This window comes from Pseudomonas sp. 15A4, assembly GCF_016925575.1.
Taxonomy (GTDB): domain Bacteria; phylum Pseudomonadota; class Gammaproteobacteria; order Pseudomonadales; family Pseudomonadaceae; genus Aquipseudomonas.
On record NZ_CP068986.1, the window covers coordinates 3826400 to 3840144 of the forward strand.

At 62.0% G+C, this 13745-nt stretch carries 5 protein-coding genes and 3 pseudogenes; 6 read left to right on the forward strand and 2 right to left on the reverse strand.

Annotated elements, in window-relative coordinates; translation table 11 throughout:
- The first annotated feature begins 113 nt into the window (after positions 1-113).
- Both JN403_RS16895 and JN403_RS16900 read left to right on the forward strand, forming a co-directional pair.
- Positions 114-2203: pseudogene (locus JN403_RS16895) on the forward strand (EAL domain-containing protein).
- Positions 2204-2251: 48 nt separating this feature from the next.
- A pseudogene (locus JN403_RS16900) lies at positions 2252-2997 on the forward strand (SDR family oxidoreductase).
- 166 nt (positions 2998-3163) lie between these two features.
- Here JN403_RS16900 and mapR read toward each other — a convergent pair.
- Positions 3164-4600 (reverse strand): GntR family transcriptional regulator MpaR, encoded by a 1437-nt coding sequence (gene mapR, locus JN403_RS16905; protein WP_205483349.1) that lies wholly within the window; start codon positions 4598-4600, stop codon positions 3164-3166.
- A gap of 233 nt (positions 4601-4833) precedes the next feature.
- Between mapR and JN403_RS16910 the strand changes: the two genes are divergently transcribed.
- Entirely contained in the window at positions 4834-5379 is a 546-nt protein-coding gene (locus JN403_RS16910; protein WP_122535244.1) for an MgtC/SapB family protein, read from the forward strand.
- Between the two features lie 87 nt (positions 5380-5466).
- Here the strand turns inward: JN403_RS16910 and JN403_RS16915 are convergent, their stop codons facing one another.
- Positions 5467-5715, reverse strand: coding sequence for a hypothetical protein (locus JN403_RS16915; RefSeq protein WP_205487704.1), 249 nt, complete (start codon positions 5713-5715; stop codon positions 5467-5469).
- A gap of 340 nt (positions 5716-6055) precedes the next feature.
- Here JN403_RS16915 and JN403_RS16920 point away from each other — a divergent pair.
- From JN403_RS16920 to glgB, 3 genes and pseudogenes are all read left to right on the forward strand, one after another.
- Positions 6056-8091, forward strand: a pseudogene (locus JN403_RS16920) (alpha-1,4-glucan--maltose-1-phosphate maltosyltransferase).
- 16 nt (positions 8092-8107) lie between these two features.
- Positions 8108-11428, forward strand: a complete 3321-nt coding sequence (gene treS / locus JN403_RS16925) for a maltose alpha-D-glucosyltransferase (RefSeq protein ID WP_205483350.1) — start codon at positions 8108-8110, stop codon at positions 11426-11428.
- Positions 11425-13680 carry a 1,4-alpha-glucan branching protein GlgB gene (gene glgB, locus JN403_RS16930; protein ID WP_205483351.1) on the forward strand — a complete coding sequence of 752 codons (2256 nt, stop codon included), beginning with the start codon at positions 11425-11427 and terminating at the stop codon, positions 13678-13680. Before treS ends, glgB begins: the two co-directional genes overlap by 4 nt.
- Positions 13681-13745 lie beyond the last annotated feature (65 nt).

Here is a 13745-nt window from a genome sequence, read left to right on the forward strand (position 1 = left end):
CGATGTGCCATCTTTGCGACGGAGTGTCGGGACTTTTTCGCGAATTTCGGTACAATCGCCGCCCCATTCATCAGGGCTGAAAAGCCGAATTTCGTTGAGCCAAGGGCCAGCCCATGTTGATAGGCCATTACACCTACTCGCTGGTTCTGATTTCAGTCCTGGTAGCGATTCTCGCGTCCTATACGACCCTTGACCTGGCGGGGCGCATTGCCTCGGCCAGCGGTCGGGCAAGAATGCTGTGGGTGTGCGGCGGGGCGCTTTCGATGGGTGTCGGCATCTGGTCCATGCATTTCATCGGCATGCTTGCGTTCACGCTGCCCATCCCGCTGGCGTACGACATCCCGCTGACACTGCTGTCGCTGCTGATCACCATCTTTACCTCCGGTCTTGCGTTGTGGCTGGTCAGTCACGATCGCGTTCCGGTGTTGAACATTGTCTTCGGCGCATTCGTCATGGGCCTGGGCAGCAGCACCATGCATTACACCGGCATGGCGGCAATGCGCATGCAGCCGGGCATCGACTACGACCCCACCTTGTTCGGCCTGTCGCTGGTGATTGCCGTCACCGCGTCAGCCGCAGCGCTGAGCATCGCCGTGCGGCTGCGCAAGGAAACCCCTTACGTGCGTCTGGCCCGCAGCGGTGCGGCGGTGATCATGGGCTTCGCCATCCTCGGCATGCACTACACCGCCATGACCGCCGCCAACTTCCCGGCCGGCAGTTTCTGCGGCGCGATGCCCGGTGGCCTGCATCCCGACGGTCTGGACAAGCTGGTATTGATCACCAGCCTCACGGTGCTGGGCATTACCTTGTTGACCTCCGTACTGGATGCGCGCATGGCGGCGCGCACCGCCCAATTGTCGCTGTCGCTGAAAGAAGCCAATCGCGAGCTGACGCAACTGGCCCTGCACGACAACCTCACCGGGTTGCCTAATCGCATTCTGCTGGCCGATCGCATTGATCAGGCCATGCACAAAGTGGACGCCCAGGGCGGCATGTTCGCGCTGATGTTTCTGGATCTGGACGGCTTCAAGCCGGTCAACGACGCATTCGGTCATCACGTCGGCGACCAGCTCCTGCGGGCGGTGGCCGTGCGCATGCGCGAAAACTTTCATCGCCACGACACACTGGCGCGCATCGGCGGCGATGAGTTTGTGCTGCTGGTCGAACTGGATGATGGCGAAGAGGCGGTCAGCGTCGCCTCGCGCCAGGTAGCCCTGGTCAGCCAGCCGTTCAGCGTGCAGGAACATGATCTTCAGGTGACGGTGAGCATCGGCATCAGCCTGTACCCGGGCAACGGCCGCACCCAGCAGGAACTGCTGATGAACGCCGACGCCGCCATGTACCACGCCAAGAGCGCCGGGAAGAACGGCTACAGCTTCTTCGACGCGTCGATGAACACCAACGCGCGCAATCAGTTGCAGCTGTTGCAGGACCTGCGCCTGGCGCTGCGCGAAGGGCAGTTCTGCCTGCATTACCAGCCGAAGTTCTCTGCAGGCACCCACCGGCCGATCGGTGCCGAGGCACTGATGCGCTGGAATCATCCGCAGCTCGGGCTGCTGATGCCGGACACATTCATGGGTCTGGCGGAAAAACCGGGTTGATCATCCCGATCGGCGAGTGGGTACTGAACGAGGCCTGCCGGCAGATGAAGCGCTGGTACGACGCTGGCTACACTGACTGGCGCATCGCGGTGAACCTGTCGGCGCTGCAGTTCAGTCACGTCGGGCTGGTCGAGACCGTCACAGACGCACTGGCCACCCATGGGCTGCCGGCCAATTGCCTGACCCTGGAAATCACCGAAACCACCGCGATGAGTGACGCCGACGCCAGCATGACCGTGCTGCAGAAGCTGTCGGACATGGACGTTGACCTGTCCATCGACGATTTCGGCACCGGCTATTCCAGCCTCATGTACCTCAAGCGCCTGCCGGCCAACGAGTTGAAGATCGACCGCGGTTTCGTCCGCGACCTGGAGCACGACAGCGACGACGCCGCCATTGTCTCGGCCATCGTTGCGCTGGGCCAGGCCCTCAACCTGCGCATCGTCGCAGAGGGTGTCGAGACCGCCAGCCAGCAAAGTTTCCTCACGCGACTGGGTTGTGACTCGTTGCAGGGTTTTCTGCTGGGGTATCCGTTGCCGCCTGAACGGTTCATGGCGGACATTGAAGCCTCCCGGCGTCGACTCAGCGAAATCACCGATTGAGTGCCAATGCCCACCCCACCTTTACGCAATGATCGACTGGGAACGTTTATGGATAAAAATCTCCTCATCACGGGCGGCTCCCGGGGCATCGGGGCCGCGACGGCGGTTCTGGCAGCGGCGCAGGGTTATCGCGTTTGCATCAACTATCTGTCTGATCACGTGTCGGCCGAGCGGCTGTGCGGGCAGATTCGCGAAACGGGTGGGCATGCCATTGCGGTGCAGGCAGACGTCAGCAACGAGGACGAAATCATTCGGCTCTTTGGCCGGGTCGATTCCGAGCTGGGGCGGATCACTGCATTGGTCAATAACGCCGGCACGGTGGGCGAGGCCTCGCGGCTGGACACGATGTCCGAATTTCGTCTGCTGAAGATCATGATGAGCAACGTCGTCGGGCCGATGCTGTGCAGCAAACACGCGTTGCTGCGCATGCTGCCTCGCCATGGCGGTCGCGGCGGCAGCATTGTCAACGTGTCGTCCGTGGCCGCACGGCTCGGCTCCCCGGCGAGTATGTGGATTATGCGGCGTCCAAAGGCGCGCTGGACACCTTCACGGTCGGGCTGGCCAAGGAAGTCGCGGGCGAGGGTGTACGAGTCAATGCCGTACGCCCCGGTTACATCTTCACCGAATTCCACGCCTTGAGTGGCGACCCCCACCGCGTCAGCAAGCTGGAACCGACCATTCCCATGGGCCGTGGCGGGTTGGCCGATGAAGTGGCGGAAGCGATTCTGTGGCTGCTGTCGGACAAGGCGTCCTATTCGACGGGGTCGTTCATTGATCTGGGCGGCGGTCGGTAGTCACCGCTGAATGTGCCGCCGTCTTCCCGGCTGAAGCCGGTCCTACATCCGCGTTCACATTCAATTCCGCTGACTGCACGCGGTCCCTTGTAGGACCGGCTTTAGCCGGGAAGGGGCCAGTCCTGGCACTTAAGATTTGCAGCGCTGCCCCTTCGCCCGGCACTGTTTAACCCATCATCGAGCGAATAATCTTCCCCAGTGTCTCCATCGCCCGTTCAGACGTGTCACCCCAAGGACTGCCGTAGTTCAAGCGGATGAAGTGCTTGAAGCGCCGCGTCGGCGAAAACATCGGCCCGGGCGCGATGCTGATGCCCTGGGCGAGTGCGGCCTGGAACACTTTCAGCGAGTCGATCTGTTCCGGCAGTTCAACCCAAAGGAAATACCCGCCGGTGGGCTGGCTGACGCGGGTCTGCGCGGGGAAGTGCCGGGCGATGGCGCCAAGCATCGCCCGCTGCTGATCTTCCAGGCTGTGGCGCAATTTGCGCAGGTGGCGGTCGTAACCACCGTGTTGCAGGTAATCGGCAATGGCGGCCTGGGCGGGCATTGAGGCGCACAGCGAGGTCATGATTTTCAGCCGCTCGACCTTCTGCGCATAACGCCCGGCGGCCACCCATCCCACCCGATAACCAGGCGCGAGGCTCTTGGCGAACGAGCCGCAATGCAGCACCAAACCTTCGGTGTCGAACGCCTTCGCCGGTTTCGGCGCGTGCTGGCCGTAATACAGCTCGGCGTAGACGTCATCCTCGATCAGCGGCACTTCATGCTTGCGCAAAAGCTCGACCAGCTCCCGCTTTCGCAACTCGGGCACCGTCGCCCCGGTCGGGTTCTGGAAACTGGTCATGCTCCAGCAGGCCTTGATCGGGTAACGCTCCAGCGCCTGTTCCAGCACCGCCAGGTCAATGCCCTGTTGCGGGTGCACCGGAATTTCCACCGCCTTGAGCTTGAGCCGTTCGAGCACCTGCAGGCAGGCGTAGAACGCCGGGGCCTCGATGGCCACCAGATCACCGGGCTCGGTCACCGCTTGCAGGCACAGATTCAGGGCTTCAAGGGCGCCGTTGGTGATCAACAGTTCGTCCATGGGCAACATCTGCCCGGCGACCATGTAACGCAGCGCGATCTGCCGGCGCAGGGCCGGATTGCCGGGCGAGAGGTCGCTGACCACCATGCCGGGGTCCATGTCGCGGGTGGCGCTGGCGAGAGAGCGGGCCAGGCGCTGCAGCGGGAACAGCCCGGCGCTGGGAAAGGCGGAGCCGAATGACACGATGTTCGGGTCCTTGATCGATTCAAGTACGGAGAACACCAGGTCGCTGACGTCGACTTCGGTGGATTCGCTCACCTGGGGCGCAGGGCGCGCGTCCTGATCCGGAGCCGGATCGCCCAAGCCTTGCAGGCGGACGCTGTCGTTGACGAAATAGCCTGAACGCGGGCGCGCCCGGATCAGACCCCGCCGCTCCAGCAGATAATAGGCCTGGAACACCGTCGACGGGCTGATGCCGTGTGTCTGGCTGGCATAGCGCACCGACGGCACGCGCTGACCTGCAGCCAGCACCCCGGTGCGAATCAGCTCGGCAATGTCATCGGCAAACTTTTCATAACGCTTCATGGTGGGCTCGTGCAGAGTGGCTTTAGGGTGCAGCAGCCATGCATGGCCGGCGAGCGGGAAGGGCGGATGACCCGTTTGCAGCGTCGGAATATGCTCGCGACGCGCGGATTAGTACAGATGCAGATTGGCGCACAACAACCGGCTCAGACGCCAGGGCTCGACACGGCCTCCCGCACTCTCGAACCCCGCTGCGGTCCATACCGCACTGACGGTGAATGAGGGGGAATGCACTGATGAATGCCTGGTGGGAAGAAGTGGTGGAAACACTGCAGGCCGAGTTTTCTGATATCACGGATGCCGGGCAGATCACCCGCGTGACCATACGCCTTGTGATCGCGGCGCTGCTGGGCGGGATTCTGGGTTTCGAGCGGGAGCACAAGGGCAAGGCGGCCGGGGTTCGCACCCACATGCTGGTGTGCATGGGCGCTGCATTGTTTGTGCTGGTGCCCCGCATGGCCGGCGCCGACGACGCCGCACTCAGCCGGGTAGTGCAGGGCATTGTGGCGGGGATCGGCTTTCTCGGGGCCGGGACCATCCTCAAGGGCGATGCGCTCAACGCGACTCAAGTGAAGGGCCTGACCACGGCAGCCGGTCTGTGGATGACGGCGGCGATCGGTATCGCGGCGGGAATGGGCAGGGAGATGACGGCGGTGCTGAGTACGGTGCTTGCGTTGGGGATTTTCAGTCTGATGCCGCGAATTGTGAGGCGCTTTGAATCCCCGGAAGAACGCGCCAAGGACCCGGCCCGCCGCACGGGTGGTGATGCGCAGGAGCCTTAAACCGGTCGTTAGTCAGGATATCGCGGGTGTGAAGGCTGATTAATAGCGGGACCGGCTTCAGCCGGGAATGGGCCAGTTGGCGCACCCTCAAAATCGCGGCGTGCCATTTAAAAGCTTCCCGGCTGAAGCCGGTCCTACAACACCGCGTCGGGTCAGTGAATCACTCAGGAAACGTGTCATCCAGAATTGCCGGGGCTCGCCGCTCGGCGGATCACCTACAGGCGGCTCGATCACCGGTGGCATCAGCGGTGACGGTGGCTCCTCGGGCTTGGGCACTGGCAGTTCGGGATCGTCTATGTTCGGGTCGGGCGTTTCTGCGGGAACGGGAATGCTCATGGTCGTCGCTTCCTTGGGTTCGTCGAGAAGGGCGTGTCAGGTGACGCGGCATTACACCCGCCATCACGCAAACATGTCGACCGCAGCGCCCTGACAATGATTCACTCAATCCGCCCGGTCACCCCGCGGCGCCGGAGCACTTGGCCTGCCATTATGGCCGCGGTGGCCTGATCAAACGTCACGCAAGCTGTTTGAACTTTTGCCCGACGCTGGCGTTCGGAACCTATGCTGCCACGTCCGGATGCGTTGATCCCGTGGCTCTCTCTTATGTTATGGACAAAGACGCTGAAGCAATGGACGCCCCATGGTGGGCGTCCCTGGGCGTGAGGAGTGATGCTCGATGAATGATACTGCTGATCAGCCGTACGGTCCGGATTCCCTGGCCAACGATGTTCTCCACTCTATCCACCCGATACCCCTGACCCAAGCCTTGCAGCTGCCGCGGATCGTGATCGAGGACACCCAGCCGGTGATCGATAACGGTCAGCTGGCGGCCAAGGCCGTTGTCGGTCAGCCGGTCACGGTCACCAGCAAAATCTACGCGGACGGCCATGACAAGATGGCCGTACGTATCGTCTACCGTGCCGTTGACGATGAAGAATGGCAGTCAGTGCCCATGCGCGAACTGGGCAATGACAGCTGGGTGGGCGAATTCACCCCGCCGACCTTTACCCGCTATGTCTATCGCCTCGAAGCCTGGATCGATCAGTTCGGCAGCTACCGCTACGAGCTGGAAAAGAAATACGCCGCTGGCGTGACCATCGATCTGGAGCTGGAAGAAGGGCGCCTGCACCTGGTGCACGCCGCCGAGCGCAGCACCCTGGAATTGCGCGGCCAGCTCGACAGCCTGATCAAGCGCCTCGGTGAAGCTACGGAAAACGAGGCCAAAGTCGCTTTGCTGTTGAGCAGTGAAGCCGCTGCCATTATGGCGAAGGCGGATAACCACGCGTTCCTCAGCCGCAGCCTGGAATTCCCGCTGGACGTCGAACGTGAGCTGGCTCAGTTCGCCAGCTGGTACGAGCTGTTCCCGCGCTCGATCACCGACGACAAAAAGCGCCACGGCACTTTCAAGGACGTCCACTCGCGCCTGCCGATGATTCGCGACATGGGCTTCGACGTGCTGTACTTCCCGCCGATCCACCCGATCGGCCGCGCTCACCGCAAAGGCCCTAACAACTCCCTGACCGCCGGGCCGGATGATGTGGGCAGCCCCTACGCCATCGGCAGCGAGGATGGGGGCATGACGCGATTCACCCGCAATTGGGTACCCGCGAGGACTTCCGCGAACTGGTCGCCGCAGCGGCTGAACACGGCCTGGAAATCGCCCTGGATTTCGCCATCCAGTGCTCCCAGGACCACCTGTGGCTCAAGGAACACCCGGGCTGGTTCTCGTGGCGTCCGGACGGCACCATCCGCTATGCGGAAAACCCGCCGAAGAAATACCAGGACATCGTCAACGTCGACTTCTATGCGCCGGACGCGATTCCGGGCCTGTGGACCGAGCTGCGTGACGTGATCCTCGGCTGGGTGAAAGAGGGCGTGAAGATCTTCCGCGTCGACAACCCGCACACCAAGCCGCTGCCGTTCTGGCAATGGATGATTGCCGATGTGCGCAGCCAGCACCCGGAAGTCATGTTCCTGGCCGAGGCGTTTACCAAGCCGGCGATGATGGCGCGCCTGGGCAAGGTCGGTTATTCCCAGAGCTACACCTATTTCACGTGGCGCAACACCAAGGCCGAGCTGAGCGAGTACTTCACTCAGCTCAACGAGTCGCCATGGCGCGAGTGTTACCGCCCGAATTTCTTCGTCAACACGCCGGACATCAACCCGCCGTTCCTGCATGACTCAGGTCGTCCGGGCTTCCTGATCCGCGCGGCGCTGGCGACCATGGGTTCGGGCTTGTGGGGCATGTATTCGGGCTTCGAGCTGTGTGAATCGGCGCCGGTGCCGGGCAAAGAGGAATACCTGGATTCCGAGAAGTATGAGATCCGTCCTCGCGATTTCACCGCACCCGGCAACATCATTGCCGAGATCGCCCAGCTGAACCGCATCCGTCGCCAGAACCCGGCACTGCAGACGCATTTGGGCCTGAAGATATACACCGCGTACAACGACAACATCCTGTACTTCGGCAAGCGCACCGCGGATGGCAGCAACTTCATTCTGGTCGCCGTGAACCTCGATCCGCGCAACGTGCAGGAAGCGACGTTCGAGCTGCCACTGTGGGAAATGGGCCTGCCTGATGACGCCGCGACCTTGGGCGAAGACTTGATGACCGGGCATTCCTGGACCTGGTATGGCAAGTACCAGTTCATGCGCCTGGACCCGTCTTACCAGCCGTTCGGTATCTGGCGCATCAAAGCCACAAACCAATAATTCAAAGGATGTGGTCATGGCAAAGAAACCCCGCAACGCTGCCTTTATCGAAGACCCGCTCTGGTACAAGGATGCGGTGATTTACCAAGTCCACGTGAAATCGTTTTTCGATTCCAACGACGATGGCATCGGTGACTTCCCGGGCCTGATCGCCAAGCTCGACTACATTGCCGAGCTGGGCGTCAACACCATCTGGCTGCTGCCGTTCTACCCGTCGCCACGCCGCGACGATGGCTATGACATCTCCGAATACCGTGGCGTGCACAGCGATTACGGCACCATGGCCGATGCGAAGAAATTTATCGCCGAGGCCCACAACCGTGGTCTGAGGGTGATCACCGAGCTGGTCATTAACCACACCTCGGACCAGCACGCGTGGTTTCAGCGCGCGCGGCATGCCAAGAAAGGCTCCAAGGCGCGGGATTTCTACGTCTGGTCCGATGACCCGCAGAAATACGACGGCACCCGGATTATCTTTCTCGACACCGAGAAGTCCAACTGGACCTGGGATCCGGTGGCCGAGCAGTACTTCTGGCACCGTTTCTATTCCCACCAGCCGGACCTGAACTTCGACAACCCGCAGGTCATGAAAGCGGTGATCGAGGTCATGCGCTACTGGCTGGACATGGGCATCGACGGCCTGCGTCTGGATGCGATTCCGTACTTGATCGAGCGCGACGGTACCAACAACGAAAACCTGCCGGAGACCCACCAGGTCCTCAAGCAGATCCGTGCCGAAATCGACGCGAACTACCCCGACCGCATGTTGCTGGCCGAAGCCAATCAGTGGCCGGAAGACACCCAGCTGTACTTCGGCGATCGCAAGGGCAAGGACGGCGACGAATGCCACATGGCGTTCCACTTCCCGCTGATGCCGCGCATGTACATGGCAGTGGCCCAGGAAGACCGTTTCCCGATCACCGATATCCTGCGCCAGACCCCGGAAATCCCGGAGAACTGCCAGTGGGCGATCTTCCTGCGTAACCACGATGAACTGACGCTGGAGATGGTCACCGACCGCGAGCGCGATTACCTGTGGAATTACTACGCCTCGGACCGTCGCGCGCGGATCAACCTGGGCATCCGTCGTCGTCTGGCGCCGTTGCTGGAACGTGACCGCCGCCGCGTGGAGCTGCTGAACAGCATGCTGCTGTCCATGCCCGGCACGCCGACCCTGTATTACGGCGACGAAATCGGCATGGGCGACAACATCTACCTCGGCGACCGCGACGGTGTGCGCACGCCGATGCAGTGGTCGATCGACCGCAATGGCGGCTTCTCCCGTGCCAACCCGGCGAGCCTGGTGCTGCCGCCGATCATGGACCCGCTGTACGGTTACCAGTCGGTCAACGTCGAAGCGCAGGATCATGACCCGCATTCGCTGCTGAACTGGACCCGGCGCATGCTCGCCGTGCGCCGGCAGCAGAAAGCCTTCGGCCGCGGCACCCTGAAAATGCTCTCGCCGAGCAACCGCCGCATCCTGGCCTATACCCGCGAGTACACCGGGCCGGACGGCAAGACTGAAATCATACTGTGCGTCGCCAACGTCTCGGCCGCGTCCCAGGCCGCCGAGCTTGAACTGGCGCCGTACGCCGGGACAGTGCCGGTCGAGATGCTCGGCGGCAGCGCCTTTCCACCTATTGGCCAGCTCAATTACCTGCTGACGTTGCCGCCTTATGGCTTCTACTGGTTCTTGCTGGCCGCGGAGAATCAAATGCCCAGCTGGCACGTTGAACCGGCCCAGAGCATGCCGGACTTCCCGACCCTGGTGCTCAAGCAGCGCCTGGAAGAACTGCTCGAAGAACCCCTGCGCCAGACCATGGAGCAGCAGTCGCTGTCGGTTTATCTGCCGAAACGCCGCTGGTTCGCCGGCAAGGGCACGGCCATCGACAGCATTCACATTGCCTACGCCGTGCGCTTCGGCTCCACAGTGCGGCCGGCGTTGCTGAGCGAAATCGAAGTGACCTCTGGCGGCGAAACGGCGCGCTATCAGTTGCCGTTTGGCCTGTTGCCGGAAGACGACATCAGCAGCGCGTTGCCGCAACAGTTGGCCCTGTCTCGCGTGCGTCGTGGCCGCCAGGTCGGCTTGATCACCGATGCATTCACCCTCGAGCCGTTCATTCGCAACGTCATCAAAGGCATGCAGGACAACACCGTGCTGGCGACGCCGGACGGTGAACTGCAGTTCCAGAGCACGTCGCAACTGGCGCCACTGGGGCTGAACGAAGACGCCGAGGTGCGTTACCTTTCGGCCGAGCAGTCCAACAGCTCGGTGGTGGTCGGCAAGAAGCTGGTGCTGAAAATGATTCGCCGTGTCGCGGCCGGTACTCACCCGGAGCTGGAAATGGGCGCGTACCTGACCGAAGCCGGCTACCCGCACATCTCGCCGCTGTTGGGCGCGGTGGTGCGCGTCGACGGGCAGGGCGAGAAGAACCTGCTGATGATCGCCCAGGGTTACCTGAGCAATCAGGGCGACGCATGGGAATGGACCCAGAACAACCTCGAACGCGCCGTGCGTGATCACATGGCCCATGGTCAATCGGCGCTGGAGCAGCAAGCCAACGCGCTGATCGAACTGAAAGACTTTGCCGGCCTGCTGGGTCAGCGTCTGGGTGAGATGCACGTGATCCTCGGCGCGCCGACGGACAACCCGGACTTCAAGACAGAAGTCACCAGCGTCAAGGACAGCGAAGCCTCGGCGAAGAGCGTGTCGGCGCAGATCGAGCGTGCCTTGCAGCTGCTTGAACAGCACCGCGACTCCCTGGAAGCCCAGGATCAGCAGCTCATCACCGAGCTGCTGGGCAAGCGCAAAGCGCTGCTGGCCCAGGTCAAGACCCTGGCGAAACAGTCCGTTGGCGGCTTGAGAATGCGCGTCCACGGCGACTTGCACCTCGGTCAGATGCTGGTGGTGAAGGGCGATGCCTACCTGATCGACTTCGAAGGCGAACCGGCGCGTCCGCTGCAGGAACGTCGGGCCAAGTACAGCCCGTTCAAAGATGTCAGCGGCGTGCTGCGCTCCTTCGATTACGCTGCAGCGATGGCCATGCGCAACGCGCAAAGTGCCGACACCTCGGCACAGGCTGAAACCGCTCGCCAGCAAGTGGCCGAAACGTATTTGAAGCAGGCGCGGGAAGCCTTCCTCGACGGTTATCGCAAGGCCACCGTCGAAGTGGGTCACGACTGGAAAGATGCCAAAGGTGAGGCTGCTGCGCTGGCGCTGTTCACCTTGGAAAAAGCCGCTTATGAAGTGGCCTACGAGGCCGAGAATCGGCCGACATGGTTGTCGGTTCCGCTTCAAGGCTTGCGCGGGCTTCTAGACCTGTCTGATGGAGAATGAAAATGAGTGCGTCTGACCAATTCGGTAATGGCAACCACGCGATATTGCCCAGCGCCGTCGACCTGGACGCGTTGATCCGTGCGGAGCACCGCGACCCGTTCTCGATGCTCGGCCCCCACAGCGATGGCGCTGAAGGCCAGGTGATCCGCGCCTATCTGCCCAATGCACTGGCGGTGCGCGTGCTGTCTCGCGATGGCGAACGTGACCTCGGCGAGCTGAGCATGACCGAAAAGCCGGGCTTCTTTGCCGGTCAGTTTCCGGTGCGCGAACCCTATCTGCTGAAAATCTCCTGGGCCACCGGCGAGCAAATCACCGAAGACCCGTACAGCTTCGGCGAGCAGCTGGGCGAGATGGACTTGTACCTGTTCGCCGAGGGCAACCACCGCGACCTGAGCAGCGCCCTGGGCGCGCAGGTCAAGAATGTCGATGGCGTCGACGGCGTGCGCTTCTCTGTGTGGGCACCGAATGCCCGCCGTGTTTCGGTGGTCGGCGACTTCAACAGCTGGGACGGCCGTCGTCACCCGATGCGCCTCCGTCACCCGACCGGTGTGTGGGAAATCTTCATCCCGCGCATCGGCCCGGGCGAAGCGTACAAATACGAAATCCTCGGCCAGCACGGCGTTCTGCCGCTCAAGGCTGACCCGATGGCCCTGGCCACTCAGTTGCCACCTGCTACCGCTTCGAAAGTCGCGGCTCCGCTGGCCTTTGAATGGCAGGACCACGAGTGGATGCAATCACGGGGCGACAAGCACGACATTCATCAGCCGCTGTCGATCTACGAGCTGCACGCTGGCTCGTGGCAATGGCACCACGGCGGCGATGATGAGCCAGATCGCCCGTACGACTGGCGCGAGCTGGCCGAGAATCTGATTCCTTACATCAAGGAACTGGGCTTTACCCACATCGAACTGATGCCGATCATGGAGCACCCGTTCGGCGGTTCATGGGGTTATCAGGTGTTGTCGCAGTTTGCACCGAGTGCGCGCTACGGCAAACCGGAAGACTTCGCCGCATTCGTTGATGCCTGTCACCGTAACGACATCGGCGTGATTCTCGATTGGGTGCCGGCGCACTTTCCGACCGATGCACACGGTCTGGCCCAGTTCGACGGGACCGCGCTGTACGAATACGCCAACCCCCATGAAGGTTTCCATCAGGACTGGAACACCCTGATCTACAACCTGGGTCGCACCGAAGTCCACGGCTTCATGATTGCCTCCGGTATCCATTGGCTGAAGAACTTCCACGTTGATGCGTTGCGCGTGGATGCGGTGGCGTCAATGCTGTACCGCGATTACTCCCGCAACGCCGGGGAGTGGGTGCCGAACCGTTACGGCGGTCGCGAAAACCTGGAAGCCATCGACTTCCTGCGCCACCTCAACGACGTGGTTGCGATCGAAGCGCCTGGCGCGCTGGTTATTGCCGAGGAATCGACCTCGTGGCCGGGCGTTTCTCAGCCCACCCAACAGGGCGGTCTGGGTTTCTCGTACAAGTGGAACATGGGCTGGATGCACGACACGCTCAAGTACATCGAGCAGGACCCCATCCATCGCCAGCACCACCATTCCCAGCTGAGCTTTGGCCTGGTCTACGCCTGGTCCGAGCGGTTCGTGCTGCCGATTTCCCACGATGAAGTGGTGCACGGCAAGCATTCGCTGATCGACAAAATGCCTGGCGACCGCTGGCAGAAATTCGCCAACCTGCGCGCGTACCTGTCGTTCATGTGGACCCATCCGGGCAAAAAGCTGCTGTTCATGGGCTGCGAGTTTGCCCAGTGGCGCGAGTGGAATCACGACACCGAGCTGGACTGGCATTTCCTGCAGTACGCCGAGCACAAGGGCGTGCACACGCTGGTCAGCGACCTCAACCGGTTGTATCGCACGGAAAAGGCGCTGCACGAGCAGGACTGTCAGCCACAGGGTTTCCAGTGGGTCATTGGTGACGACGCCGGCAACAGCGTCTATGCCTACCTGCGCTGGAGCAAGGAAGGCGAGCCGTTGCTGGTGGTCGCCAACCTCACGCCGGTGCCGCGAGAAGCCTACCGCGTTGGCGTTCCGTTCAGCGGCAAGTGGGCCGAGCTGTTCAACAGCGATGCGGGGGTCTATGCCGGTTCCAACTTTGGCAACGGCGGTGGCGTGCGCACCGACGAGATCAAGAGTCACGGCCAGGCGTTCTCGCTGTCCTTGAACCTGCCGCCGCTGGGCGTGGTGATTCTCAAGCCGACGGTGGAGCAGTTGCAACACGATGAGTGATAACGCCTTGCATTGAGCCGCGTTTTTCTCGACGCAGCGCAATGGCCGAGTAGCAACTGATTAGC